Source organism: Clostridium sp. YIM B02500, assembly GCF_022324665.1.
Taxonomy (GTDB): domain Bacteria; phylum Bacillota; class Clostridia; order Clostridiales; family Clostridiaceae; genus Clostridium; species Clostridium beijerinckii.
The window spans coordinates 17,966-43,005 of the sequence record NZ_JAKGTE010000005.1 but is presented as its reverse complement, the minus strand read 5'-3'; the positions used below and the strand labels follow the sequence as shown (position 1 = coordinate 43,005).

Sequence of the window (25,040 nt, the reverse complement as noted above, 5' to 3'; positions counted from 1 at the left end):
GCACCTAGGACTTTCCATCCCTTTATATAAATTTTCAGCCCCTCCCCCGGGTTTAAAATATCTCATTTTCATATCTTTTTAGCAATTCTTTTAAATAATTTTGTACTTTTATTTTTTCTTCACAGCTTTTATTCATCATTCTATGAATTGCTATATGATTTCTTTTTGTTAATCCAATTATGTTGCTTGCATCTAGCCTTAAACTCCAATCATCTTTAGTTTCTATTATGTGATGATATGCTTCGGCTTGAACTATATTACCTTTGCTCCATTCAATAATATCTAAACCAAATTGATTGGATGCTACACTATTCCTACACTTAATCCATGCACCACTTGAATAAAACTCCTGCTCTCTTTTATCTGTCCTATTCTCCTTATAATGCTTATACTTTTCTTTCCTCTCATTTACTTCACATTTACACTTACCTCCATATGTGACTCTATTACCACATACAGAACATAACCTGTACATAGCCATACAGTAACATCTCCTTATATTTCAATAACCTTTGAATTAACTTCTTTCTCTTTTAACTTGGTAAGCTTCTTATCATTAAGAACTTTGTTAGGATCTTCACTCCATTTAGTCTTCTTCATATTATTTAGCCAATACTTCTGTGCTGCTAAATCAGGTCCCTTGTATTTCTTGATAGACTTAACAACCACATCTTCTTTAACTAAAATAGTTTTGCCATCCTCTGCAAGAGCTTCATTCTTAACTTTAGTTGCTACTTCTTCATAGTATTTATATCCGTTACAGATTTTAAATAGCGATTGTTCTACCTGTTCATTCTTTTTATCTTTACATTCAGCCATTAGCTCTTTTAGGTCCTTATTTTTAGCTTTATAGCTCTTAAAAGTTGAGTATCCAACATCTATTTTTTCAGCAATTTCTTTATCTGTAGATCCTTGCTCAACCATTGATTCTATCATCTTTAAGTTCTCTCTTATTTTCTCTTCTACTGACTTCATTTCACACCTCCAACATCGAGACTTTTGCTTTTAACTAAGGCTCGATAATTGCTATATTTCCCACGCTTTTATTTCCCTACTTTTTAGCGTAATAATTTAGCTGACTTATAGTATGTTTTAAGCTATAAAATACCTCATTTACTTACAGAGTAAGGTATTTATTTTTTAATATTCCTACTTCTATATGTCTTTAATTTTTATCCTTTAATATTTATGGATTAAATAATAAGGTATTTAAGGATAAAAAAATATGAATATTTCCCACATATCAAAACACATATTTATCTGATATGTTTGCTGACTCTTGCAATATATCTTCATCTAATCCGATATATTCCATAGTAGTTGTTATCTTGGCATGTCCAAACAATCTTTGGACATAATAGATATCCTTATCGCGTTCTATATATTGAAAATATCCATATGTTTTACGTGCTGTATGTGTTCCAATTGAACCTAATATGCCAATCTCTTCAAGTACACTTTTAAAAATCTTTCCTAATGCTTCTCTTGATATATTTTCTTTAAATGGTTCTACGCCTTCCCCTTTTTGTGACCAATATAAATATTCTGCGTCCTCTTTATCTTGAATATATTCTTGAAGTATTTTTATAAGCCTATTGCTCAGTTTTACAACTCTTTCAAACTTTACTTTTCTAGTCTTCTTAGTTTTTTCTTCTTGAATTACTAGTTCATTAGTTTGTATAGCTTTCTTAACATCTGCAACTGTAAGTTTTACTAAATCTCCACCTCTATATCCAGTATTAACTCCTATACTCCAAAGTATATATGCTGGATAATTATAACTTTTCATTCTATTAGCAATTCTCTGTAAATCCTTAGGATCTTTAATTACTATAGCTGCATTCCTTCCTTTTTTTCTCAAACTGAATGCACCTGCCTTATCTTTCCCTTTACTCTTTTGTATGCATTGTTATCCATACATCTACGTAAATCGTTTGCCTCATTTTCTTTAAATATTCTTTTACTTCCACAGTAAGAACATGAAATATAGTATCCCTTTTTTATTGTGTCCTCAACTTCCTCATTAATTAAAATGTTTGTCTTCTTGCATTTACCACAAATACGAATTAAATATATTTCTTTCACATTCTCACCTTCTTTCCAAACAAAAAGAAAGACAAATTGCTATACAAACAACTCATCTTTCCTATAATTGCTTTTTCTTATTCTTTTATCTATTTCTTTAAGGCTATTCTCATTTTTTAATCTTTTAGGAGTATCAAAACTTACTATTGGAGCTGCATTAACATCAATTACTATATCTCCATCTAAATTAGTTTTGTAGATAGATCTATTCTTTTTAATAAAAGTTGAATCACTCATATATTGTTTTGCTTCATATCTTGTGATTCTATCTATTTCTTTATTTCTAATTTTAGTTGCTAAATGAGAATTCTTAAACTCTTTTAAATTTCTATGTATACATTGCCTGACTGTATCTGATTTACAGTTTAATATAAATGCTATATCTACTGCATTATATCCTTGTAAGTATAATCCTTTCACTTTTTCTTTATCTAGCACAAATATACCTCCTAAAAATAGATATAGTTATTCCATACCAAAAACGTGACATTTCTTTTTATTGATTTTATGTTATCATAAACTTTAAGACATTTGTCGGACATTTTTGAGACATTTTCAGGACATTATATATAAATAAAAAAACATAGTTATACAATTCTCATCAACTGCATAACTATGTTTCTTTTATATCCTAATTATTAATTTTACTCAATCCAAGACCCATCATTACCTAGAGTATAACCATCAATTACTGAGTTACTCTCCATTGCTCCGTTAGAATTGAAATAATACCATTTTTCGTTTACCTTCTGCCATCCTTTTAGCATAGATCCTAATGAACCATACTGACCATTAGATAGATAGTACCAGTTATTATCTGAGTCTTTAAGCCAACCAGTTGTTAATTTTCCGTCAGTATCTAAATGGAACCATTGACCTTCTACATCTTGTCCATTATAAGTCCAATCACCTTTTTGCGACTTATACCATCCAGTTACCATTTCTCCACTATTAGTATTGAAAAAGTACCAATTGTTATTTACTGCTTTCCAACCAGTTTCCTTATTTCCATTTTCTTTTACTAAATACCATTTACCATTTGTATCTTGTGCCCATCCTGTCTTTTTGACACTTGTATCATTCGTAGTTTTATCAGTAGTAGTAGATTCTGTATCTTTATTTGACTTCGAATGATGACTTGATGAACTTGAACTATTGCTTGATGCTACAATTTTTCCACTAACGCAATCAAAAGAATAATCACCATATTTAGCAATTAAGCCTATGTATTTATTCAAATCATGTCCAGTTAACTTATATGTTTTATCAGTTCCTACTTTCTCACTAAAGTTTGAATCTGAGTTATCTAATCTATACCATTCATAAGTTACTGCAGCACCTGTGGTAACTTCGTTTCCAACTTCATCTATAAGCTGTGCAGTTAAAGTTCTTCCTACTTTTGTTTCTCCTACAATTTTTGCTTCTGAAGGTATTGCTGGTTCATTACCTTCATCTGAATCTTTTACAATAACATTTACACTTGCTTCTAAGTTATTTGGATTTATTACACCATCTGATAATGTTATTGTTCCTGTAAATGTATAAGTCCCTGATGCGTCTCCATCATATGATGGATTTCCATCATTCCATACTACTGCTGCACTTGTTGTTGTGTTATCACTTAGTCCAACATCTACTGTATCTGGTAATCCTATGTCACTTCTTGAAGTTCCCTTTGCGACATTAATATCTGAAGGACTACTAATTGAATCTACTTCTACAGGCGCAACTGAAATTTTTAAAGTTCCATTAGCTATATGAGCAGAGTCTCCGTTTCTTCCATAAATTCTAAATCCATAATGATATCCTTCGTGAAGATTTAGACTTGAGCTGCCAGTTAAACTATCTGTACCTCCATTAGCATAAAGTTGAATGCTCTGTTCTCCATCTGGTCCATCTGCATATGCAGTTACTTTTGCTTGAGCTTGAAACCAAGAATGAAAATAACTATATGACCAATTATATTTAAAAGTTTCTGTAGAATTTGCAACACTATCAAATATCCACTGTTGACCATTAAATATTATATTGGAGTTTAGGTCATAAGCAAAACTTAAACTTCCATCATCATTTTTAGTTATCGTTGTTGTGCCTTCACCTGACTTAGTCCATGCACCAGATGACATATCAGCTGCTGAAACAGCATATGTCACATTAAACATGCACATAAATACAAGTACCATTACTAACGATAATTTTTGTTTAGCATATTTTTTCATTATTAATACCCCCTTTAACTAATCATATATATTAAAACATATTTTTTTACCAATTTAAACATTTTTAGTATAGTTTTTTTAATAAAATAAAACTTTTACCATTTAATCATTATTTTTTGAGTATATTTTAGAAAAATCAGAGTGTTTTTGCAAAAAAATAGTTGTAAATTAATTTATTTTTCCATCAATATCCACTTTTCTTACATTTATTTTTAATTAATACTTAAATAGGCATAAATAAAAAGTGCATATACTGCACTCTATAAATTTATCTTTTGGATAGCCCTATTCAATATTCTATTTAATTGTCTTTCAGTTCTATCAATTTCACTAGCAACTTTTTTCTTATCTTTGCAATCTATTAAAACTAATTTTACAACCTTATATTCTTTTTCAGGTAATAAATTTAAAATATTATCAATTCTTTTATTTTCATTTTTTAATCTATTAATTTCCGTAATTAAATCCTTTATTCTTATGTCTTTTTCCTCAGATCCACTTAGTCTTAAGTTTTCAATTTCGATTTCCAAATTATTAATCTTGCATTTTCTTTCTCTGTAGATATTAAATATACTTTTAATTTCTGCCATTTTTACCACCTATCCTTTATAATACTTTTATGTTATAATGTAGACAGATTGATTAGAGAATCTTCTTTCCATGATTCGTTCTCTAATTGTTATAGGTGTTCATTACGAACACCTTTTATTTTTAAATATTAGTATTATGAATTAAATTACTTGAATACTTTTTTTCAAATAGTACATAATATATTTGGTTGTTGATTATATTATTATTAAAAAAATCCATTGTATGCCCCTTAATTGGGGCATATTTTGCGTTTAATAATAGAATAACGTAATAAAAAAATCGCAAATTCAATCTCTTGAATAATGCGATCTTACAATTTGCTATTTGATTTTAGTGATTCATAATTTAAGAACATTAAGAATTTAGTATAGTCTCAATTTTTTTCTTAATTATTATGGCAATTTCCTTCTAAAATATTTATTAATAGTTTTTGAAGCACATTCACAATAGCAGTGATAATACTTGTTGCTAAAATAATCATAAAACTTAATGATATAGGACCTGCTGGGTCATCTCCACTAATTTTAGAAATTACCTTTAAGGTTATTATCCCTAACAAAAAGAAGAGGATGATTGTTAAACCACATTTCTTTATAACCTTCAAATATTTAAGTGATAACTCGGAAAAAGCATTGTTCCTTTCAATACAGGTTAATAGTTTAAATGCTTGATACAGTGCAACAGAAAACGCAACACAGCATCCATACGCATATCCTAACAATGGATAAAGCGAGTAGTCCCCTGGATGTGCTTTGGGTTCTTTAATAGCTATCCCAGGTAACCAAATTATACACAAAGCAAAAACTGCAATTCCAATCAGAAAAATAATTACCTTTAAGAAAGTGGTTGAACCTTGTTTAATATTCACTTAAAACACCTCACTAATTAAATAATAAAATTATTTTAGCATAGTATTTATCGTTTTACAATAAATTTATATTATTTCTCATTGTATAATTATTGCTATCATTGTATATTTTTAATTTGTAAGAAAATGTGGGGGCACGTTAAAACTATATTGTGAGATTGATTTTTTCACCTCATAAAAGAATTTTTTTAACATTTTATCTCACCCAATTTTTTCGCAATAATTTACTATTCTGTATCAATTATAGCATATTTTGTAAAAACCGCATTATTCAATTTTCAAAGAACATGTTTTTTACTTACCACATCAGATTTACATTCTGAATATTTACTTAGTAAGTACACATAATAAAATCATCTATATTTGTTGTTTATAGCAAAATGTTGAGGTGGTTTTACTATGAAAAAATTTATACTTATATTTTTGATTTCAATATTTTTATTACTTAATCTGGCTTCTCCTATATTTGCTGCTAACATTTTTAAAGAGGGGATTTATAAAGCAGCTGATTTTAATTTTTCAGCAGAGAATACCTATAGTGTTCAAAATGTATCTCAAAAAGATAGTGTTTATATAATTCTTTATGATGAAAATCAACTTCAAATACAATCTATACGATTAGATCCCAACTCCAAAAAATATAATTTATTACCACTTAAGCCTGACTACAGAATTGCAATAGTTGGTAATGGGGATGTATTTATCGATTAAAAGTTACACTAATACTACTACTTGGGGAGGTGATTTTATATTATGAAAAAAAATATTGCAATAACGTTAATTATAATATGTTTATTTTTTAATTCTCTTTCATTAATTCCCACATTTGCGGTAGATACATTTAAGGAGGGGCTTTATCAATTATCCAATCTTAATGCTGCCAAAAAAAATCGTTATACTATTCAAAATATCTCACCTGATAACAGTGTTTATATAGCACTTTTTGATGAAAACCAACGTCAAATACAATCTATTTATTTACCACCCAAATCGGCAAACTATACCTTGCTTGCCCTTGAACCTAGTTATAGAATTGTAATTATTGGGAAAGGTGAAGTAATTATTGCTTAAAAGACACCTTGTAGTGTCTTTTTTTATGAACAATTTCTCCCCCTCTAAATTACTCTCTATTTTCCTCATCCTCTTTATCATCCTTCTGAATATATCCCATTTCCATAAGCTCTTTATTTAAAGCTTCTTTAATATCTAATCCTTCTTCTTCCATTCTCTTTTGTACTCTTGGAACCACTATATCAACTATATCTTTAATAATTCCCATACTTATAGCTCCTTTTTAGGAAGAGAGCTTCAATAAACTCTCTTCTTATTTATCTTTTGCAGTAACCTTAACATTAACATCGTAATCCCTGCTAATGCGCCTTCCAGTCCTGCAAGGTATTAATGAATATTTCTATCATATTTCCGCATAATAATTTTATCTATTTAATTTACACTCTGAAATTAAGAAAGAAGGCTTATCAAATGAAAAAATTTATATATATTCTTTCTATGTCATTGCTTTTATTATTTACTTTCAATACAGTATCTGTCGTAGCTCAGCCCAAAATATATTCACAAGGTTTTTACAGCATGAAAGATTTAAACTTAAAAGAAAATGTTTCTTACAAAGTCCAAAACCAGGAACCATATGTTGAGGGTCTATTAATAATTCTTGATGCTGATAGAAAGATCCAACAACTTATACGAATACCAGCTAGCTCCGGTCAACTCCCTTTGGCTCCTCTTAAATATGACTATAGATTTATAATATATAATAATGTTCTTTTAACTTTTTCTTAAATCATGAAAGGTGGCCTATCAAATGAAAAAAATATTTATTATGCTCTCTGCTCTACTGCTTTTATCTCTTAGTATGAATAATCTAGCAGTCAGTGCTAGAACACTAAATATGCAAGTATCTGAAGGTACTTATAGCATAAAAAGTTTAAAGTTAATGGAGAATACTACATACAATATTCAAAATACCTCCCCTGGAACTGTTCTTATGATGAGAATAGATGATGATCAACAGGTAATGGAATCTCACCGTTTATTAGAAAACTCCGCTAAATATAATATTGGTCCTTTCAGGTATGTTGATAAAATTATAATATTAGGCCCTGGTACTGTAACAATAACAGAATAAATATTTTCAAATTACACATAATATAATGATTTAGTTAACATATTATTTATATAATCCATTTTTGCCCCATTAATTGGGGCTTTTTAATGTGCAAAATTATCTATCAACGCTTGGAATTATCTGAAGTTAGTCTTCATATAATTAAATGTAGCCTCTTCGCTATTACTTTATTGCTCTTTTGTTTACTCTTTTGTCCATAATATTTTTTTACTTTTACCTAGTGATTTTTGAGCCCCTTTTTAGGGGCTTTTTAATGTGCAAAATTATTTATCACCACTTGGAATTATTCGAAGTTAGTTTTCATATAATTAAATGTAGATTCTTCGCTATAACTTTATTTCTCTTTTATTTACTCTTTTGTCCATAATATTTTTTGCTTTTACCTAGTAACTATAAGCCCCTTTTTAGGGGCTTCCTTCATGTTTCCCACCAACTAATTAAATAGCATTTTTCATATTTATTTCTTTAATTTTCTTTACTGCTTTATAATAAAAGGCTGTCTGCTTGCCATCCCAATTAACATTCAAGGTTTCACCGTTGTTGTAAATACTTACTACCTTGCCTATATGCTTTGTGCCTTTATACTCTATTTCTACCAGTTCATTTTCCTCAAAATCTATAAGATTATGAGTGAAAGTTGATGGCTTAATATAGCTTTCCTTCTTATCAATATCTCTTTCTGCACTTAAGATATGCAATCCTATATTTTCTTTAGGAATCTCAATCTTATATACTTCACTTTCATGATATTTGGGTTTTTGTAAGTATTCTAGTATCCATCCTTTAGGATTTATAACAATTGTCTTATCTTGCTTTTGAATTATTATATTAGCATCACCTTTACGTTTAATGTATTCTGTAACGTGCATGTCCTTAAGTTTTTCAAGCTGCATATCATTTAGTTTTCTATCTTGATTTACAAATAAAATTTCATCAGCTGGAAGCAGATCTATATCTTTTTTTAACTCCAGTTCTTTTACTCCATCACTGTTAAAATACAGTGTCTTTTCTTCAAGCTCCACAAGCAATGCTCCATATATTCTTTTAACTATTCTTGCTGCATTTGGTTTATATAGATTAATAATTTCTGCAAATTTATCTTTATGACTTTTGACTATTGGTGCATACTCTTTCTTAGGCTCTTTAACTTCATTAAGCACTAAATCAAATATGCTTATTTGCCCATCTAAAACTTCATCCATTTTATTTTTAATCATCGTTATCCCACCCAAGCAGCTTCTTTTCTAAATTGTCATAGTCATATTTTCTTGGCTCGAAATTATTAAATCTGAGTGGCTGCATCTCTTTATTCTTAGTTGTCTTAACTGGATTTTCTTTATCTACGTAATTGCCTTCTAAGATCTTAATAAAATTATTTGGCTTTACTAACCAATCAAAGGTTACTGTCCAGTTCTTATTATTTTGACCTTTTAGGAAACTGCTGCATTTTATGTTTTCTATGGCTTGAAGCATTTTATCTTGTCCATATTCTTTAATCCTTGCTTGTAGTAATTTATATCTGTTAGTGCCTTTGTTTATGGATATGAGCTTTTGAAGTCCAAGTTCATTCCACTTATCTATTATGGGTTGCACTTTAGTGCTACTAACTATATCTTTAGATATAGTATTTATATTATTAATTGTATTATTAAGTATTGTATTATTATCTTTTAACTTTTCTTCAATAGGGGTACTTAACTTTTCTTCAGTACCCTCATCAACAAAAGTTGGATACCTATTTAACTTTTGTTCTATACCCCCTACAACAATTGTTAAATACCTACTTAAAATTTCTTTAGTACCATCTCTGTATATGATTTGAGATCTTATATACCCCTTATCTACTAACTGTTTTATCCATTTTGAAACACTTGTCTTACTAACGCCATATAATTCTGCAAAGTATGTATTTGCAGCCCAACAATATCCTTTTTCATTAGCAAGTGCTGTTATCTCACCATAAAGAAGTTTAGCATTTGCAGTTAAGCTTTCATCATACCGAACATTGGCTGGTATGATCGCAAAATATGATTTCTCCATGACATACCTCCTGATTCTTTTTAAATCTTATTTTTATCTCTACAAACCCTTTATGCTTTAATTTCATAATATGTTAGAATTAAATTAAAGGGGGTGAATTACATTGTTCAACTTTTTTACTTCGTTATCTACAACTGATAAAATTCAAATGGTTGCAATAATTTCAAGTAGTTGCATATCTATTGTTTCTGTCTTAATTGCTCTGGCTACATTACGTCAAAATGCTCGAGTAATCGAGGAAGCTAACAAAGCTGACATTATGTTTTATATTACTAAGGATAGGTCTGTATCTTCACATTCACTAATTATAAAAAACTTTGGCAAATCATCTGGAGAAATAATTAGTTTAGAATTAAATCCACCTTTGAAATATGAAAAGTCAGAATTAAACGCATCTAAAAAGACTATAACAGAATATAAAAATATATTTTTAGCACCTAACCAATTTATAAAAAGCAGCTTCTATTTTAGAAACTATCCTGATAAAGTATTTAACGTTAATATTACATATAAAAGTTTAGGCAAACTCTATACTAATAGTTACACTATAGATTTAAACTTCTATGATGGTGTATTAACTAGTGCTACTTCAATAAAAGGTGAAACTGATGCATTAGTTGCTATTAGAAATAGTATTCTAGAAGTCTCTGATAAGCTGTCTTAAGAGATTCATAAACTTTTTGCTTAGAATATTTATTACAATCAATGCTAACGTGAATCTTTATAGCACTTGATGAATCTAGTATTGTATCATTAATTACCTCAAAGCCATTTCCTATTGGATATATTAGTGTCATATCAACTGGATATAGTTCTTTTAACTGCTCTTGGGCCTGAGCCTCTTGAGCAGTTTCTGATTTAGTATTCGTTGTATTCTCCATTATGCTTACCTCCGTTAAAAATGTTAGCTGCATCTACTTAAAGCAACACAGCACCTTTTACATATTTCAATAAATTCTTCAGGTGTAGTCTTTTTATTAAAACTTGTCCTATTAAACCTTATGTCTTCTATTGTCATAGCAAAAATAATATTAAACTCTTCTTTGCTAACTTTTGATTTTAAATCATTTAAGAATTCTAAAACCATTTACTTTTCCTCCATTTCAATTTATAATGGAGATACGGATGGCATTCCGTATCCCAAACACTTGTGAACCTTTATATAAGGTTCTTTTTTTATTTATAAAGTTCATCTTCTTTCATGTTTTTATGTTCATAGAAATCAATGCATTTTTTTGTATTCACATCAGTAAATTCAACATATAAATCTCCACATTGATTAAAACAAACTTCTCCAACAGTTACTGTATAAATGTCATTAAGCAATTCATTTTCAACTGTAATAGCTCCATCTTTTATTTGCTTCCACATACGTCTTTTTCTTTCTGGAGCATACATTATTGTGTATTCACATTTTTCAGAATCACTTTTAAGAACGTCATAGCCTATTTTCCATAAGATTTCTATTATATTCATCTTCTGAATTTCTCCTTTAATATGTTTAAAATCAGTTAATTTGCTTTTAATATCTTTAGAGCATTATTTAAAACCTGAAGTCTTAGCTCTGGAGGACACATTTTCATAACAGCAGCAACTTGTAACTCTGCCACAAGCTCATCAAAGCCTTTTTTATCTTCTAATCCTATAATGGTTACCTTTAATTCATCGCCTTTCATATCCATTCCCCCGTAAATATAAATCATTTCATAATATGTTTTCTTATCACAATGTGTTACCTAGCAAACTTTATAGCTATAATTGCACATACCATTTCATCAAGTGTTTTCATTATCATTTGCCAGTCTTCTTTTTCATCTTCATCAACTTGACCATCACGTGAAATCTTAATCATTAATTTCTTAATGCTCTCTAGATCTTCAAGCTCATCTAAAAATGTTAATACTGCTTCAGCTAAATGTTTAACTTCTATCTTTGGAAAAAGTTCTTTTCCTATCAAAGTATTTTGATAATGCTGCAAAATTAAATATGGGCGATTATATATCTTAGCCATATCAATTACTATGTTTTCTGGTGGTGTTCTCTTCCCTCCTTCATATGCTCTTAAACTATCAACAGATATATCTAGTAGTTCTGATGATTTTTCTTGAGTTAAGCTTGTACACTCTCTCGCTATTTGGTAAATATTTCTGTAGCATTGTTCCATTTCTTTCCTCCAATGTATAAATTAAAATATATATATCCAAACTTATTGGACTATTTTTCAAAAAAAATTTTTGGATCAATCTTATAAAAATTAGATAATACCTTCGCTTTTGAAATAGTGAGTTCTACACTTCCATTTTCAAGCATAGAATATCCGCTTTTACTACTATATCCAAGAATTTCTGCAATTTCCTTTTGCGTTTTTCCACTTTCTAACCTAAGTTTTTTTAACAATTGATTCATTCTACACACCTCCTAAAATTCAATAATCTTGGACTACTATATTTTCATAATAATCCAAGATTACTGGATTGTCAATGCTTTTCAAAATAAAAAACCAATTTTCTTGGATATGACTTTTATTTATTTATGTAAATATGTACAATTATATTGAACTATTAATAAAGGAGATTATGAAATGGCTACATTATCAGATAGATTAAAAGAATTAAGAAAATCTAATAATTTAACGCAAGCTGAATTAGGTAAAATACTTGGTGTAGGAAAAACCACAGTTTCTATGTATGAAACTGGCAATAGTACTCCTAGTGACGAAATTAAATTAAAAATTTCAGAATATTTCAATGTGTCGTTAGATTATCTCCTTGGAAAAACTGATGCAAAAAATTATACTGAAGATCCTAATATCACTATTGCACTTCATAGTGATACTGATTATGATGAACTTCCAAAAGAAGCTAAAGAAGAGATTAATAATTTTATTGAATATATAAAACAAAAATATAAAGATAAAAAATAAGGTGTTCTTTACGAGCATCTATATTTTTAATTGATTGCTGTAATTATCTATCATAATTATAAATAAAAGTCATAATCAATTTAGTGACCAGATTAATCATCTTAAACTTGCTAATAAGTTTCTATGTACAAGCCTACTTATATGAACTATTTCTAGGAGGAGATACAAATGAATTCTACAATACAATATGGATGCTTTAGATATTTTTTAGTTCCTTATGATCAAATTCAAACCTCTCTATTTAATAATGCATTACCAAATAGAAAAGCTCTCATTGAAAATATTATTGTAAATGCAGAAACATCTATGAAGATCGAAGAAAATACATATGATGGTAAATATAAACTTTATCTAGTTACCAAGATTGATGAAGATAACTATCTATTGCAACTTGGAAAACATGCCTCTATAAAATGCTCGGAAGATACTGGAAGTGGCTTTCAAGATTCAAAAATAGATGATTATCCATATATACATATATTTATAAATACCAAAGAACAAATATTGCTTTTTGAAAAGAAAACTAAGGCATTTAGAGATTTCACCTCTTCATCAAAAGCATTTAGCATATACATCTCTGACCGAATAGAAGATTCTGGTTATGAATTTAAATGTAAAGAAATTAATTCACCTAATAGCTTTTGGTCTCTAATTGATGATTCAACAGCTATTAATTCACTAACCTTAACCTTATATTCTCCTAATTTATTTGATGGGATTACTCCTGCAGAGGAAGCTGCTCGTGATCTTGAGAATGCAACTAATTCCACTGAAAATATATTGACATTCAAAAATAAACATGGGAAGCTTAAACTAGCGAAAGAAAAATTAAAAACCTTTATACAATACATTTCTAGCGGTGGTGGTTCTTGGCGCGTAAATGCTATTGTACCTAATAAGAATTCAAAAACTTTTTCAAGCAAAAACGAAATTAAAACTTTGAACTTACCTGAAGATATTTCAAATAGATCAACTGAATCACTAAGTACATATATTTCTAAAACTATTGAGTCAATAAACAATAAGCCTGGAGATGATAATTTAGATGGCTAGAAAATTTAGAATAATTAAGAAATCTTCTATAATATTTCTAATCGATTTTTTTATATTAATAATATTATGCATTACTAAAGTGAATCTCTCTGAAGTCAAAATTTTGCAGGATGATTTTCTTATTACTTTTATTATGTCGGTCATAGGAATATTTCTAGCAATAATAACATTAATGTATGGATTAATAGATAAAATTTCTTCAATTTTTTCTGATTCTAATATCAGTAACTCAATGAATAAGATTTATAAATCATTTGATGAAATAAAAGATAATACTTTATTAATATTCTATCTAATGGTATTTATTTTCTTTGTCGGAGTTATTAATAGTATTGATTTTCCATACTTAAAATTACCTGTTAATTTTAACAAAAGCGCTATAATCTTTGACATAAAATTTTCTATACTATTACTAATTTTCTTCGCTATATATGATACAATAAAAACATTTTTTGTAATTCTCAATATTTCAAGATATTTAGATAAGATAAAATAAAAGAATTCATACATCACAAAAATGTATGAATTCTTTATTAAATTAGTACTATATAAAATTTCTTACTTTTTTAAATGTAATCTTGTATTTAATGCTTCTTATAATCTATAAAAATAATCGTAATTAAATTATTTACCCTATATTATTATTTGTGTTTTGTGATCCATTTACCAACATCCTTTGTAAATATTCCTTCAAACACTTTGGTACCTCAGCGTATTGAGAGAGTAAACTAACAGTATTGCTTTTCCCTATAGAAAAACTTGCTTTTCTCTTTTTATAAAATATTTTTTTATTTTTTGCTTCATCACTTGTTAATATTGTAATAACTTCAAATAAAAATTCAAGAAAATATTTTCCTCTAAAACTTTTTACAGGATCTTTAAGTAATCTAATTTTTTCACTTTCAATCTCTAATGGCGTAACATTTATGTAATTCGGAGTTATAGATTTCAGAAAATCAATTGTGATTGGAAATTGCAAATTTTTCAATTCCTTCAACTTGTTTAAGTTCGGCAAATCTATTTTATTTGGATTTAGTTTAATCTTGTTTTGTTGTAAGGAATACCAAACGTTTAGTAGCGTTACTTTTTCAATAAACTCATCTCTTTGTTTTTTGTAGTAAGCAATTCCTTTCTGAAAATCACTTCTATCTATGTCGTTACTATTCTCACTTATCTTAAATTCTCCTATAAAAAAGTTCTCTATAAATCTATCAGTAATATAGAAATTTTCTATGGCATAACATGGGGTAGTATAAATTTCATTGCTTTGTATTTTAAACTTATCAAAATCATTATCTATGAAAAAAAGTTTTTTATCTCCAAAATCCTTAGTTCTATCTTTAATCATTCCATATATTGTAAGAACATTACTCTTTCCATCACAATTAAATACTTTTACTTTCTCTCCATCTTCAAGATACATATTAATCTTAGAGCAGTAATATTGATAATCATCCCCCTCAAAAAAACAATAAACATTTACATTATCATTACTTTTCCCCAATGAATACATAGTAAAAATTGACTCTAACTCCTCAGATTCTTCATCCATAGTATTTAATAAATTCCCCGAATTCATTTATCTTTCATCCTCCTTAGTTGAATCTAATTCTCTAGTAAAAGTTCTAAATTCGTTTTTAAATATAAATGGTGAGTGCGTTGTTGCTATGAGAAGATTTATTTTCTTTGAATTATATATATCTTCTAGCAAACTCTTTTGCCATATTATAGATAACGATAACTCCGGTTCATCTATTATAAAAATGCTTGGTTTTGTTGCAGTCAAATATAATCTTGCAAATAATGAAAGTATTTGTTTTTCACCTGATGATAATTGTTCTAGTAAAATTTCTTGTCCTGTTTCGCTATCACTTATAGTCACTTTAACTTTTACTTCATCGTAAACCATTTTTTTATTTACTAAATACTTATTGCAAACATCTTTATAATTTTTTATTTTATCATCTATTGGCTTTTGAGCCTCGTAAATATTGATTAATTTAAAAATGTAATATTGCAAAAACTCGCCATTCTCTACATCTGATGTGTTATCAATGAAGTTTTTAAGCTTGTCCAGCTCCTTTATCTTATCTTCCCCGATTCTTCCAATTACTATATTAATTTTATCCTTATCTATTTTATTCTTTTGTGTTGCATTTAACTTTACTTTATTACTTAACAAATCATTTAATACTTCTGCATTCATTTTGGTATAATAATCATTAGCATCTTCTCTTAATTTTTCTGTTAACAGTTCAATAATATTCTTTACATCAGATATTCCAAAATTTAATGTGCTATTATTTAATTTAAATCTTAATTCCTTTTTTTGCTGTTCAGATAATTCTATGACCTTATCTAGATCTTCTTCTATTCTTCTATATGTAGGAAAATCTATTATTTCTTCTTCCTCTTTTATTATTGTTGATATTTTCCTAACTAGTCTCGCAGCTTTACTATTATATCTACTTCTTACATGGTTAAGGCATATCCTACCACTGGCATCCTTATATTCATGTAACTCATAATTAAATATTTCTTTATCATAATTTAATTCATCATAATCCTTTTCATAATACCTTCTAATTAAATTTTCAATCTCACGAAGATTTATATCATCCGAAGCCATAATTTTATGTTTTATATATTGATATTCATTGTATGATACTTTCTTTTCTAATTTTTCTAAAAAGTATCTCAGCTTTTCTCTATTCAATGATGGATTAATTAAGTCGCTTTTATTGATTACATATTCAACACCTTTAACTTGTATTTCGACAGATTCAAACGGTAACTTTATTAGTTTCTCTATTTTTCCATTTAATATAGCTATTATTATATTTAGAATAGTAGTCTTTCCAGACCCATTCTCAGCTATCAAAATATTAATATCATCCTTAAAACTAAATGTATAATTATAATCTTTTTTATTAAATAATCCCTTTATTCGTATTAACTCTAGTGAACTTTTATTGATATGAGATTCAATACTTTTATTTAGTAGATTCTGTTTTTTTATTATCACCTTAATATCTTTATCAGCTACTAATGACATATGATCTTTAACACTTATTTTATTATCCCATAGTATATTCATCATTTGTTCATTTGTTACCCCTAACATACTCGCTAACTCATACACTTTTCGTTCCATTCCTCAACCTCTTTTCCTTATATATTTATATTCTATACTTTATATTATTGTCTAATAAATAAAAACACCTATAATTATGCATCTATTTAATTAGAACCATACAAATATATATGATTATAACATATTTTGTAAACAATTTATATTCTTCATTAAATATAATAAGATTTCATGTTCTTGAACGTACGTTCCTGTTATATTATAATAATATCATTAATACTGATAATGGCGGTGATAGACTAATGAGAAAATTAAATGATATTTTTTGTATTATTGAGAAAGAGAAAATACATCTTGAAGAAAGAAATCTTAATTTATATTCATTTAATGGAATTTATTTTAAAGCTCCAGATCTTCCTCCAGTTATAATTGTAGAAAAATCTATTATTAATGATAGATGCAAATATTTATCTATCCTCGCTGAAGAGTTAGGGCATCACTTTACTAGTTTGGGTAATTTAACTATTGAATCTAAAAATTATTCTGAAAAACTTATGAAAAATAAACAGGAGCATAAAGCTAAGTCATGGGCTGCTAATGTTCTTGTGAGTGATGATGAATTCCTGCAAGCATTATGTAATTGCATATCTACTCCATGTGAGATATGTGATTTTTTTAATATAACTAATGAAATGCTACAATATAAGATTCACTCTATAGTTGTTGATGAAAATAGATATAATCATATAAGATCTGCATTAAAGAGAAAGGAAGTCCCATATAATAGTTGTGAAATATAGTATTTTTCCTACTACTTTTTAATAAATATATGTAGCTATACTCAATTAACTTAACTTATTCATAAAACTACAATCAATGTATAACACTTTGGAGGTATACTATGAAAGCAGCTATCTATTCTAGAAAATCAAAATTTACTGGTAAAGGTGAAAGTGTAGAGAACCAAATAGAGCTATGTAAATCTTATGCTAAAAATAACGGCTATGATGATATTTATATATATGAAGATGAAGGCTTTTCAGGTGGTAATATAAATAGACCTGAATTTAAATCTATGATGAAGGATGCTGCAGCAAAAAAGTTTGATGCAATTATTTGTTATAGACTTGATAGAATTAGCAGAAATGTTTCCGACTTCTCTACTTTAATCGATGAATTAAAAGTCCTTGGCATTGATTTTATTTCAATACGTGAGCAGTTTGACACTTCTAGTCCTATGGGTACTGCTATGATGTTTATTAGCAGCGTATTTGCTCAATTGGAACGTGAGACCATAGCTGAGCGTATCAAAGATAATATGTATGAGCTTGCTAAAACTGGTCGTTGGCTTGGTGGCACTCCCCCCTTTGGTTTTTCTTCTGAACCTATATATTATTTTGATAATAATTCTAAGCAAAAAAAGATGATGAAATTATCTCCTATTAATGAAGAAATTTCTCTAGTTAAACTTTTCTTTCAACAATATTTAACTCTTGGAAGCCTTGGAAAGCTTCAAAAGTATCTTATTCAAAATGATATTAAAACTAAAAGAAATTCTGCTTGGGATATAAAAGCCTTGCAGCTATTACTTAGAAATCCTGTTTATGTTAAATCTTCTGAACTTGTTATAAGCTATCTTTCAATAAAAGGTGCAACTGTATTTGGTGATCCAAATGGTAACGGAATATTAAGTTATAACAAAAAAGATTCTAAAGATAAATATAAAGATATCAGCGAATGGATCCTTTCTGTTTCAAAACATGAAGGTGTAATTGATGATGATTTATGGATTAAGGTTCAAAGACAATTAGATAAGAATAAAGATCTTGCACCTAGACTTGTTAATGGCAGCGAATATGGTGTATTTAATTCAGTACTTCATTGTGCTAAATGTGGTGGAAAAATGATTCAAAAGCAAGGTCATGTTTCTAGAAAGACTGGAGAAATTCTTCGTTATTATATATGTATAAATAAAATTAACCCAAGTGATAATACTTGTGATTCTAAAAACATAAGGCTTGATAAATTAGAAAAGAGTGTTATGAAAGAACTCTTTAAGGCTACTGATAATAAAGGCTCTCTTATTAAAGCCATTGAAGAATATAAAAAATCTTTAGAATCTGAAGCTGTAGATAAAAGCAGTATTAAATCATATGAGAAACAAATATCTCAAAAGGAGCTTCAGGTAAAAAACTTAATTGATAAGCTTTCTTTAAATCCTAACATATATGATTTACTTTCTTCTAGAATTGAAGAATTAAATAAAGAGATTAAAGAATTGAAATTTAAAAAGTTTGAATTAGAAAATACTAATAGTAATTTAAAAGCAGCCATTAAAGAAATTAATGCTTCTACTTCTATGCTTTTGAATTTTAAAAAGCTATGGGAAAATGCTGATTATTCTATGAGAAAACTTCTTATAAATTCTTTTGTTGATTATATTTCTTATAACTCAGATACTCAGGAAGTAGTTATAAAGCCATTTTGCACTAATAAAAAAAAAGGCGCTCTTTAATGTAGCGCCCAAATGCGCCTGCAGTTGCAGCAAAATCTATATTATTTACCATATTGACATCTGTTTTGGGATTAATATTATTGTGTTTCATAGCATATTCAAAAGCCATTTCTGGAACCCCACCAGGTCTTCCTCCTATAATATTTTTTCCTTTAATATTTTGCCACTTAAAATTATCTTCCTTAGTTCGTCCAACCACGAAGGAACCATCTTTTTGGGTAAGCTGTCCAAAAAGTACTGGGTAGTCTTCTCTTCCTTGATTATTAATGTAAATAGTTTGTTCTGGTCCACAAAAACCAATATCTGCTGATTTACTTAAAACTGCCTGCATAGTTTTATCTGCGCCTTGACCTGTTTGTAAATCAATTTCAATTCCATTCTCTGCAAAATATCCTTCTTTCATTGCAACATACATAGGAGCGTAAAAAACTGAACGTGTAACTTCATTTAAGCGTACAGTTACTTTACCTTCCTTAGTTTTATTATTGCTACTACAGCCAAACATAGATATGGCAGTTATACTCGAAATCAATAAAGCAGTTAATACTTTTAACTTTTTTTTCATTAAATAAAGCATCTCCTAATACTGTTTTATGATGTATCATATGATATTTAATCAAAGATTGTTCTAATATATGCGCTCTATTTGCTGGATACAATAAGTCTTAATTTATATAAACTATTTGGGCTTTAAAACTTTATTTTGTAAACAATTCACATTTAACAATTTTAACTTAAAGCAACGCACGAAGTATAAACTTCTAAATTTAATTGTCGATTTTTAAATAATATGATAATATAATCATATCGTTTTTATAAAAAAGGTATTTTATCCACTTATCATTTCTAAGAACAATATCAACAACATTAAATGTATAGAAAGGGGAATTTAATATGAAACTATGGTCCATTATAGCAATAGGAGTATATTTACTTATTTTGCTTACAATAGGATACTACTCTTACAAAAAAACATCTAATCTTTCAGATTATATGATAGGAGGAAGAGGACTTGGACCTCTTGTTACAGCATTATCAGCAGGCGCAAGTGATATGAGCGGTTGGATGCTTATGGGACTTCCTGGAGCAGTTTACCTAACTGGTATATCTAATATTTGGATAGGAATTGGTTTAACCGTAGGTGCCTACTTTAACTACCTTCTACTGGCTCCAAGATTTAGAGTCTACACAGAGATTGCAAATGACTCTATGACAATTCCAGACTATTTAGAAAATCGTTTTAAAGATAAGTCTAACATACTTAGGCTTGTATCTGGTATCGTAATACTTGTTTTCTTTATTCTTTATGTTTCATCAGGACTTGTTGCTGGAGGAAAATTATTCGTTGATACATATAAGCTAACTTATACAATGGGTGTAGTTGTCACTCTATCTGTTGTTGTTCTTTATACGTATTATGGTGGATTCTTAGCAGTTAGCCTTACTGATTTCTTCCAAGGGACTTTAATGTTTGTATGTTTAATCACTGTTCCAGTTGTAGCATATATGAATATAGGTGTCGATCCTGGAACATTTGTAAATAAGGTAAAAGCAATTGATCCTAAATTATTTGATATATTTAGAGGGACTAGCATAGCTAGTATTATTAGCCTTCTAGCCTGGGGATTAGGTTATTTTGGACAGCCACACATTATCGTTCGTTTCATGGCAATAAAATCTGCAAAAGAATTAAAATCGGCACGAAGAATTGGTATTGGATGGATGGCAATAGGTCTTTTAGGCGCTGTTGTAAGTGGTATTATAGGTCTTGTATACTTTACTGAACATAACACTCCATTAAGTGATCCTGAAACAGTCTTTCTTCGTCTTGGTGATATATTGTTTCATCCATTTATTACAGGAATTATATTATCTGCAGTACTAGCTGCTATTATGAGTACTATCTCATCTCAGCTTTTAGTTTGTTCAAGTTCTATTACAAAAGATTTTTATCTAGCTTTCTTTAACAAAGAAGCTTCTGAAAAACAACAAATGGTAATAGGTAAATTAGCTGTATTAGTCGTAGCGGCATTTGCGACAGTACTTGCATACCTTCCAAATAAGACCATTTTAGATATTGTTGGCCAAGCATGGGCTGGTTTTGGTTCGTCTTTTGGTCCAGTTCTTTTATTAAGTCTGTATTGGAAAAGAATGACTAAATGGGGTGCCTTATCTGGAATGATTGTTGGTGGTATAACAGTTCTTTTATGGATTGTTTTAGGTTTATCTAGTTTTCTATATGAGATGATTCCAGGATTTTCATTATCACTTCTATCTGTAATTATCGTTAGTCTTTTAACTAAAAAGCCAGATAGTGATATCAGTAACCAGTTTAATAAAATGGAAAATATATTAACAGATATGAAATAATATATTTGTTTTCTAAAGGTATAGTATTCAATTAATCTTGTACCTTTAACTTATAAAAAATAACAGTAAGACTAATAATTCTATGGTCTTACTGTTATTTTTTATCCTTATTTGCTTATTTTAAATTTTGATACTAACTCATTTAATCTATGAGCCAATTTAGCTAATTGATTAGCTGAATCTCCTATTTCGTCCATAGTAACAGCCTGTTCTTCAGCTGATGCTGATACCTCTTCTGTTGCTGATGCCGTGTGTTCTGATATAATTGATGTTTCTTGCATTTCTACTACTGTATCTTTTGCTGTTTTAATCATAGATTCCGTAGAATTATATACATCTCGTACTACATCAAAAATGTTTCTTATAGCTTTTTCTATATTATCAAAATGAGTTTCAGCTTTTAACGCTGTTTCCATACCAACAGTAATTTCCTTAGAACCTTCATCCATACTATTACTAATAGTCTCAATTTGATTTTGTATTCCACCTATTAAAGCCGAAATCTGGCTTGCAGCAGTAGCAGATTGTTCCGCAAGGGTTCTTACTTCATCTGCAACTACGGCAAATCCCTTTCCTTGCTCTCCAGCTCTAGCAGCTTCTATTGCTGCATTTAAAGCAAGTAAATTGGTCTGACTTGCAATGTTAGTTATAACTTCAACAATCTTACCAATTTCATTTGATCTCTCAAGTAACATTTTACTTTCTTCTAAATTGGTTTTATTATTTTCAACAATTAACTTCATACTTTCAACAGCTTTATCCACCGCTTCAAAAGCAACCGCACTTATGTTATGTGATTCTTCAGCTGTTTCAAGCATATCATTACATTTATTAACAACAACTCTACTTACTTCTTCCATTTCAATTGTTTTCTCGCTGGCTAAAGTCACTTGTCTTGACTGCTCAGTTGTGTTTTCCGCTATCACTTGTATTGCTTTAGCAACTTCTCCAGTAACCTTAATGCTATCATCACATGAATTTGCAAGATTAGTTGAAACTTCATTTACCTTTGATGATTCATTATTTATATCTGTAATTATGCCTCTTAATGCTTCTATCGTATGATTAAACGCTGTAGCAAGATTTCCAAATTCATCTTTGGATTTTACTTCTATTGAACCACTTAAGTCTCCAGTAGATATAACTTCCGCGAACTCATTAAGGCGTACTAAAGGTTTGATCAACTTAGTTGCTGCTGTAAATATAGCTGCTGATAAAATTACTATAATAGCTATAACTATCCCAATCATAATTAGTATCAAATGATTAGATGAAGCAAAAAGTTCATCCTCATAAACAACATTTATAACTGTCCACCCAGAAATCGGTGACTTTGCATAGAATGCAATTTTTTTCTCAGATCCACTTCCAAATTTAAAAACTCCTGGTTTATCACCTTGAATGGCTTCATTAAGTTTAGTAAGATCTGAATCGTTAACTGTATTTATTTTCTCTTTCATAGCCCAATCTTTATTTGGATGAACTATAAAAGTTCCGTCACTTCCTAATAATATTCCGTAACCTTTTTGACCATATTTTAGATTTTTCACTTGATTTTCTACTGCTTCAATAGCCAAACTTGAGGCAGCTCCGGCTGTAACTTTTCCTTGTGCATCTTTATTCCATGCAACCATCATTACAACATTCTTATCATAAGCTTCAGAATATGTAGGCTTAAATATTGCATCATAAGGAACGCCATTTGTCTTTGAATATCTTTCTGAAGCTTCTGTTGCAGCACCTTTAGCCCAATTAGCAGTTGCAAATTTTCCATTGCTTACATTATAAAATCTCGCTTGTAGCTTATTCAAACTATCAGCGTTACTCCATTCATTAGGCTCTAGGCTATTTAGTATATGCACTGCTGCATATTCGTCTGGATATGTCTTTTTAATAAAATTAAATCTTGATAAATTTAAATCATCTATTATATTTAATGATCCATCTGTACTATTTAAATTTAAACCAGGATTTTTTTCCAAAACTTGTTTAAGCACTGGGCTTTGAGCTGTTTCTTGAACTTCTGCCATTCTACTCGTCAGCCATGTATTAATATGACCAGTTGCTTCTGTTGTTCTTAATGACATAGAATTCACTAATTCGCTTTCTATGATGCTTCTAAAATTAATATATGCAAATCCTGTCAGCGATAGCAATCCAACTATTACTAGCGGCAATATTATTACCATTAACTTTGATTTAAATGATATTCTCATGATTAATCATTTCCTCCTTAAGGTGTACAAATTTTTTAATCTTGAAATTCACCGTTATGCAACCATATATGTTTTAATTCTTCCTGATTTCTATCTAATGTTTTTCTCTCTCTCATAGCCTTTGCTGGTATACCCGCTACCAACTCGTTTTTTTCAACATTTTTACCGACTAAAGAACAAGCTGCTACTATTCCTTGTTTTTCAATTGTTACTCCAGGCAATATAGTTGAATTAGAATATATTTTAGCGTAATCTCTAATTACTACTTTTGCATATGTCCTTAATTCATGTTCATGCTCCTCATGAGAATGAGTAAAAATTGTAACGCCTTCACCGATTCCTACTGAGTTACCTATTGTTATTCCACCTTTTGAATCTAGGAAAGCACCTTTGTTCATAAATACGTTATCTCCTATTTCTATATTGTCAGGAACATTGAAACGTACATTTTCTTCAGCTATAAAATTCTTTCCGCATGACTTAAATAATTTTTTTGCTAATATCTGTCTATAAGGAATAGCAAAATTGGCAATTAAGCACATAGGTGATTTATCTAGTACATCCCATAAAAAATGAAGATATCTTTTTTCTTCTGAAAATTCTAATTCATTATTTTTAGGTAAATAGTCTCCATATAATTTCATTTCGTCTAATATTTCGTATGGAAAATAACATTTTAGAGAATTTAAAATTTCTATTACTCCTTCTTTATTAATACCTTGTTTTACTATAACTTCTACTTCGTTTAATAATTCGTCTATTTTACTCATATCATTTCAGATTATTAAAATCGCAAAAAATAATCTTTTCGCCTCCTTCATAGTCAAACTTTCAATGCGATTTTATAAGCAACATTAAGTCAAACTGTTTGTCCAACTTATTTTAGTTTTGCTACTAATTACTATGATTATATTTTATTAGCC

The 25,040-nt window shown here is 28.9% G+C and carries 32 protein-coding genes and 1 pseudogene; 11 read left to right on the top strand and 22 right to left on the bottom strand.

The features are described 5' to 3' along the window. Positions 1-52: 52 nt before the first annotated feature. The 8 genes from L1S46_RS05495 to L1S46_RS05460 all read right to left on the bottom strand — a co-directional run bounded on the left by L1S46_RS05495 (position 53) and on the right by L1S46_RS05460 (position 5,763). The gene (locus tag L1S46_RS05495; protein WP_238899452.1) at positions 53-481 is read right to left on the bottom strand and encodes a hypothetical protein; all 429 of its coding nucleotides are present in this window, start codon (positions 479-481) and stop codon (positions 53-55) included. 14 nt (positions 482-495) lie between these two features. Further along, a complete protein-coding gene (locus tag L1S46_RS05490; protein WP_238899451.1) occupies positions 496-975 on the bottom strand; it encodes a Xaa-His dipeptidase in 480 nt (159 codons plus the stop codon). Positions 976-1,243: 268 nt separating this feature from the next. After that, positions 1,244-1,861, bottom strand: a complete 618-nt coding sequence (locus L1S46_RS05485; RefSeq protein ID WP_238899450.1) for a tyrosine-type recombinase/integrase — start codon at positions 1,859-1,861, stop codon at positions 1,244-1,246. Then, positions 1,858-2,085 (bottom strand): hypothetical protein, encoded by a 228-nt coding sequence (locus L1S46_RS05480; protein WP_238899449.1) that lies wholly within the window; start codon positions 2,083-2,085, stop codon positions 1,858-1,860. The genes L1S46_RS05485 and L1S46_RS05480 overlap by 4 nt, the downstream gene beginning before the upstream one ends. Before the next feature lie 39 nt (positions 2,086-2,124). Beyond that, on the bottom strand, positions 2,125-2,523 hold the full coding sequence (locus tag L1S46_RS05475; protein WP_238899448.1) for a DNA-binding response regulator: 399 nt from the start codon (positions 2,521-2,523) through the stop codon (positions 2,125-2,127). A 206-nt stretch (positions 2,524-2,729) separates the two neighbouring features. Next, positions 2,730-4,304, bottom strand: a complete 1,575-nt coding sequence (locus L1S46_RS05470) for an Ig-like domain-containing protein (protein ID WP_238899447.1) — start codon at positions 4,302-4,304, stop codon at positions 2,730-2,732. A 260-nt stretch (positions 4,305-4,564) separates the two neighbouring features. After that, complete coding sequence (locus L1S46_RS05465; protein WP_238899446.1) at positions 4,565-4,894, bottom strand: RNA polymerase subunit sigma-70; 330 nt, start codon at positions 4,892-4,894, stop codon at positions 4,565-4,567. A 386-nt stretch (positions 4,895-5,280) separates the two neighbouring features. Continuing rightward, entirely contained in the window at positions 5,281-5,763 is a 483-nt protein-coding gene (locus tag L1S46_RS05460; RefSeq protein WP_238899445.1) for a DUF2975 domain-containing protein, read from the bottom strand. 399 nt (positions 5,764-6,162) lie between these two features. On the opposite strand from L1S46_RS05460, the gene L1S46_RS05455 reads away from it, so the two are divergent. After that, on the top strand, positions 6,163-6,474 hold the full coding sequence (locus L1S46_RS05455; protein WP_238860408.1) for a hypothetical protein: 312 nt from the start codon (positions 6,163-6,165) through the stop codon (positions 6,472-6,474). 42 nt (positions 6,475-6,516) lie between these two features. Further along, positions 6,517-6,834 carry a hypothetical protein gene (locus L1S46_RS05450; RefSeq protein ID WP_238899444.1) on the top strand — a complete coding sequence of 106 codons (318 nt, stop codon included), beginning with the start codon at positions 6,517-6,519 and terminating at the stop codon, positions 6,832-6,834. Positions 6,835-6,883: 49 nt separating this feature from the next. Here the strand turns inward: L1S46_RS05450 and L1S46_RS05445 are convergent, their stop codons facing one another. After that, positions 6,884-7,042 (bottom strand): hypothetical protein, encoded by a 159-nt coding sequence (locus tag L1S46_RS05445; RefSeq protein WP_238899443.1) that lies wholly within the window; start codon positions 7,040-7,042, stop codon positions 6,884-6,886. Positions 7,043-7,245: 203 nt separating this feature from the next. On the opposite strand from L1S46_RS05445, the gene L1S46_RS05440 reads away from it, so the two are divergent. Together L1S46_RS05440 and L1S46_RS05435 are read left to right on the top strand one after the other, a co-directional pair. Beyond that, positions 7,246-7,563 carry a hypothetical protein gene (locus L1S46_RS05440; RefSeq protein WP_238899442.1) on the top strand — a complete coding sequence of 106 codons (318 nt, stop codon included), beginning with the start codon at positions 7,246-7,248 and terminating at the stop codon, positions 7,561-7,563. A gap of 22 nt (positions 7,564-7,585) precedes the next feature. Further along, positions 7,586-7,909 (top strand): hypothetical protein, encoded by a 324-nt coding sequence (locus L1S46_RS05435; RefSeq protein WP_238899441.1) that lies wholly within the window; start codon positions 7,586-7,588, stop codon positions 7,907-7,909. 437 nt (positions 7,910-8,346) lie between these two features. Here the strand turns inward: L1S46_RS05435 and L1S46_RS05430 are convergent, their stop codons facing one another. Continuing rightward, on the bottom strand, positions 8,347-9,126 hold the full coding sequence (locus tag L1S46_RS05430; protein ID WP_238899440.1) for a hypothetical protein: 780 nt from the start codon (positions 9,124-9,126) through the stop codon (positions 8,347-8,349). Further along, complete coding sequence (locus L1S46_RS05425; RefSeq protein ID WP_238899439.1) at positions 9,119-9,949, bottom strand: helix-turn-helix domain-containing protein; 831 nt, start codon at positions 9,947-9,949, stop codon at positions 9,119-9,121. Before L1S46_RS05425 ends, L1S46_RS05430 begins: the two co-directional genes overlap by 8 nt. 103 nt (positions 9,950-10,052) lie before the next feature. Between L1S46_RS05425 and L1S46_RS05420 the strand changes: the two genes are divergently transcribed. Further along, positions 10,053-10,613: a hypothetical protein gene (locus L1S46_RS05420; RefSeq protein WP_238899438.1), complete on the top strand. Its 561-nt coding sequence runs from the start codon at positions 10,053-10,055 to the stop codon at positions 10,611-10,613. Here the strand turns inward: L1S46_RS05420 and L1S46_RS05415 are convergent. From L1S46_RS05415 to L1S46_RS05390, 6 genes are all read right to left on the bottom strand, one after another. After that, positions 10,573-10,830 carry a hypothetical protein gene (locus tag L1S46_RS05415; protein ID WP_238899437.1) on the bottom strand — a complete coding sequence of 86 codons (258 nt, stop codon included), beginning with the start codon at positions 10,828-10,830 and terminating at the stop codon, positions 10,573-10,575. The two genes, L1S46_RS05420 and L1S46_RS05415, sit on opposite strands and share 41 nt — an antisense overlap. Before the next feature lie 23 nt (positions 10,831-10,853). Continuing rightward, entirely contained in the window at positions 10,854-11,036 is a 183-nt protein-coding gene (locus L1S46_RS05410) for a hypothetical protein (protein ID WP_238899436.1), read from the bottom strand. Between the two features lie 89 nt (positions 11,037-11,125). Continuing rightward, on the bottom strand, positions 11,126-11,425 hold the full coding sequence (locus tag L1S46_RS05405) for a hypothetical protein (RefSeq protein WP_017211821.1): 300 nt from the start codon (positions 11,423-11,425) through the stop codon (positions 11,126-11,128). 35 nt (positions 11,426-11,460) lie between these two features. Further along, positions 11,461-11,625 (bottom strand): hypothetical protein, encoded by a 165-nt coding sequence (locus tag L1S46_RS05400; protein WP_167514407.1) that lies wholly within the window; start codon positions 11,623-11,625, stop codon positions 11,461-11,463. A 56-nt stretch (positions 11,626-11,681) separates the two neighbouring features. Next, positions 11,682-12,113 carry a helix-turn-helix transcriptional regulator gene (locus tag L1S46_RS05395; RefSeq protein WP_238899435.1) on the bottom strand — a complete coding sequence of 144 codons (432 nt, stop codon included), beginning with the start codon at positions 12,111-12,113 and terminating at the stop codon, positions 11,682-11,684. A gap of 50 nt (positions 12,114-12,163) precedes the next feature. Next, positions 12,164-12,355 carry a helix-turn-helix transcriptional regulator gene (locus L1S46_RS05390; RefSeq protein WP_035789946.1) on the bottom strand — a complete coding sequence of 64 codons (192 nt, stop codon included), beginning with the start codon at positions 12,353-12,355 and terminating at the stop codon, positions 12,164-12,166. A 175-nt stretch (positions 12,356-12,530) separates the two neighbouring features. On the opposite strand from L1S46_RS05390, the gene L1S46_RS05385 reads away from it, so the two are divergent. The 3 genes from L1S46_RS05385 to L1S46_RS05375 all read left to right on the top strand — a co-directional run bounded on the left by L1S46_RS05385 (position 12,531) and on the right by L1S46_RS05375 (position 14,421). Beyond that, positions 12,531-12,872, top strand: a complete 342-nt coding sequence (locus L1S46_RS05385; protein ID WP_238899434.1) for a helix-turn-helix transcriptional regulator — start codon at positions 12,531-12,533, stop codon at positions 12,870-12,872. Between the two features lie 168 nt (positions 12,873-13,040). Further along, positions 13,041-13,925, top strand: a complete 885-nt coding sequence (locus L1S46_RS05380; protein WP_238899433.1) for a hypothetical protein — start codon at positions 13,041-13,043, stop codon at positions 13,923-13,925. A gap of 133 nt (positions 13,926-14,058) precedes the next feature. After that, positions 14,059-14,421, top strand: a complete 363-nt coding sequence (locus L1S46_RS05375; protein ID WP_238899432.1) for a hypothetical protein — start codon at positions 14,059-14,061, stop codon at positions 14,419-14,421. Positions 14,422-14,553: 132 nt separating this feature from the next. Here the strand turns inward: L1S46_RS05375 and L1S46_RS05370 are convergent, their stop codons facing one another. Next, positions 14,554-15,504 carry a DUF4435 domain-containing protein gene (locus L1S46_RS05370; protein WP_238899431.1) on the bottom strand — a complete coding sequence of 317 codons (951 nt, stop codon included), beginning with the start codon at positions 15,502-15,504 and terminating at the stop codon, positions 14,554-14,556. Then, the gene (locus L1S46_RS05365; RefSeq protein ID WP_238899430.1) at positions 15,505-17,079 is read right to left on the bottom strand and encodes an AAA family ATPase; all 1,575 of its coding nucleotides are present in this window, start codon (positions 17,077-17,079) and stop codon (positions 15,505-15,507) included. A 239-nt stretch (positions 17,080-17,318) separates the two neighbouring features. Here L1S46_RS05365 and L1S46_RS05360 point away from each other — a divergent pair, with 239 nt between their 5' ends. Then, positions 17,319-17,816: a Zn peptidase gene (locus L1S46_RS05360; protein ID WP_238899429.1), complete on the top strand. Its 498-nt coding sequence runs from the start codon at positions 17,319-17,321 to the stop codon at positions 17,814-17,816. Positions 17,817-17,917: 101 nt separating this feature from the next. Further along, a complete protein-coding gene (locus L1S46_RS05355; protein ID WP_238899428.1) occupies positions 17,918-19,531 on the top strand; it encodes a recombinase family protein in 1,614 nt (537 codons plus the stop codon). Positions 19,532-19,541: 10 nt separating this feature from the next. Here L1S46_RS05355 and L1S46_RS05350 read toward each other — a convergent pair. Next, positions 19,542-20,096: pseudogene (locus tag L1S46_RS05350) on the bottom strand (ABC transporter substrate-binding protein); the annotation flags it as partial. A gap of 329 nt (positions 20,097-20,425) precedes the next feature. On the opposite strand from L1S46_RS05350, the gene putP reads away from it, so the two are divergent. Continuing rightward, positions 20,426-21,901: a sodium/proline symporter PutP gene (gene putP, locus L1S46_RS05345; protein ID WP_238899427.1), complete on the top strand. Its 1,476-nt coding sequence runs from the start codon at positions 20,426-20,428 to the stop codon at positions 21,899-21,901. Positions 21,902-22,008: 107 nt separating this feature from the next. On the opposite strand, the gene L1S46_RS05340 is transcribed toward putP, so the two are convergent. Both L1S46_RS05340 and L1S46_RS05335 read right to left on the bottom strand, forming a co-directional pair. Next, positions 22,009-24,117 carry a methyl-accepting chemotaxis protein gene (locus tag L1S46_RS05340; RefSeq protein WP_238899426.1) on the bottom strand — a complete coding sequence of 703 codons (2,109 nt, stop codon included), beginning with the start codon at positions 24,115-24,117 and terminating at the stop codon, positions 22,009-22,011. A 35-nt stretch (positions 24,118-24,152) separates the two neighbouring features. Beyond that, a complete protein-coding gene (locus tag L1S46_RS05335; RefSeq protein ID WP_238899425.1) occupies positions 24,153-24,887 on the bottom strand; it encodes an acyltransferase in 735 nt (244 codons plus the stop codon). Positions 24,888-25,040: the final 153 nt, after the last annotated feature.

Bases quoted from the DNA above. Each gene is read 5' to 3' on its own strand.
- L1S46_RS05370 (WP_238899431.1), bottom strand. From the start codon at position 15,504: ATGAATTCGGGGAATTTATTAAATACTATGGATGAAGAATCTGAGGAG.
- L1S46_RS05415 (WP_238899437.1), bottom strand. From the start codon at position 10,830: ATGGAGAATACAACGAATACTAAATCAGAAACTGCTCAAGAGGCTCAG.
- L1S46_RS05360 (WP_238899429.1), top strand. From the start codon at position 17,319: ATGAGAAAATTAAATGATATTTTTTGTATTATTGAGAAAGAGAAAATA.
- L1S46_RS05380 (WP_238899433.1), top strand. From the start codon at position 13,041: ATGAATTCTACAATACAATATGGATGCTTTAGATATTTTTTAGTTCCT.
- L1S46_RS05470 (WP_238899447.1), bottom strand. From the start codon at position 4,304: ATGAAAAAATATGCTAAACAAAAATTATCGTTAGTAATGGTACTTGTA.
- L1S46_RS05445 (WP_238899443.1), bottom strand. From the start codon at position 7,042: ATGGGAATTATTAAAGATATAGTTGATATAGTGGTTCCAAGAGTACAA.
- L1S46_RS05450 (WP_238899444.1), top strand. From the start codon at position 6,517: ATGAAAAAAAATATTGCAATAACGTTAATTATAATATGTTTATTTTTT.
- L1S46_RS05390 (WP_035789946.1), bottom strand. From the start codon at position 12,355: ATGAATCAATTGTTAAAAAAACTTAGGTTAGAAAGTGGAAAAACGCAA.
- L1S46_RS05385 (WP_238899434.1), top strand. From the start codon at position 12,531: ATGGCTACATTATCAGATAGATTAAAAGAATTAAGAAAATCTAATAAT.
- L1S46_RS05395 (WP_238899435.1), bottom strand. From the start codon at position 12,113: ATGGAACAATGCTACAGAAATATTTACCAAATAGCGAGAGAGTGTACA.
- L1S46_RS05495 (WP_238899452.1), bottom strand. From the start codon at position 481: ATGGCTATGTACAGGTTATGTTCTGTATGTGGTAATAGAGTCACATAT.
- L1S46_RS05405 (WP_017211821.1), bottom strand. From the start codon at position 11,425: ATGAATATAATAGAAATCTTATGGAAAATAGGCTATGACGTTCTTAAA.
- L1S46_RS05435 (WP_238899441.1), top strand. From the start codon at position 7,586: ATGAAAAAAATATTTATTATGCTCTCTGCTCTACTGCTTTTATCTCTT.
- L1S46_RS05335 (WP_238899425.1), bottom strand. From the start codon at position 24,887: ATGAGTAAAATAGACGAATTATTAAACGAAGTAGAAGTTATAGTAAAA.
- L1S46_RS05365 (WP_238899430.1), bottom strand. From the start codon at position 17,079: ATGGAACGAAAAGTGTATGAGTTAGCGAGTATGTTAGGGGTAACAAAT.
- L1S46_RS05430 (WP_238899440.1), bottom strand. From the start codon at position 9,126: ATGATTAAAAATAAAATGGATGAAGTTTTAGATGGGCAAATAAGCATA.
- L1S46_RS05375 (WP_238899432.1), top strand. From the start codon at position 14,059: ATGTCGGTCATAGGAATATTTCTAGCAATAATAACATTAATGTATGGA.
- L1S46_RS05340 (WP_238899426.1), bottom strand. From the start codon at position 24,117: ATGAGAATATCATTTAAATCAAAGTTAATGGTAATAATATTGCCGCTA.
- L1S46_RS05400 (WP_167514407.1), bottom strand. From the start codon at position 11,625: ATGAAAGGCGATGAATTAAAGGTAACCATTATAGGATTAGAAGATAAA.
- L1S46_RS05465 (WP_238899446.1), bottom strand. From the start codon at position 4,894: ATGGCAGAAATTAAAAGTATATTTAATATCTACAGAGAAAGAAAATGC.
- L1S46_RS05410 (WP_238899436.1), bottom strand. From the start codon at position 11,036: ATGGTTTTAGAATTCTTAAATGATTTAAAATCAAAAGTTAGCAAAGAA.
- L1S46_RS05425 (WP_238899439.1), bottom strand. From the start codon at position 9,949: ATGGAGAAATCATATTTTGCGATCATACCAGCCAATGTTCGGTATGAT.
- putP (WP_238899427.1), top strand. From the start codon at position 20,426: ATGAAACTATGGTCCATTATAGCAATAGGAGTATATTTACTTATTTTG.
- L1S46_RS05490 (WP_238899451.1), bottom strand. From the start codon at position 975: ATGAAGTCAGTAGAAGAGAAAATAAGAGAGAACTTAAAGATGATAGAA.
- L1S46_RS05455 (WP_238860408.1), top strand. From the start codon at position 6,163: ATGAAAAAATTTATACTTATATTTTTGATTTCAATATTTTTATTACTT.
- L1S46_RS05440 (WP_238899442.1), top strand. From the start codon at position 7,246: ATGAAAAAATTTATATATATTCTTTCTATGTCATTGCTTTTATTATTT.
- L1S46_RS05355 (WP_238899428.1), top strand. From the start codon at position 17,918: ATGAAAGCAGCTATCTATTCTAGAAAATCAAAATTTACTGGTAAAGGT.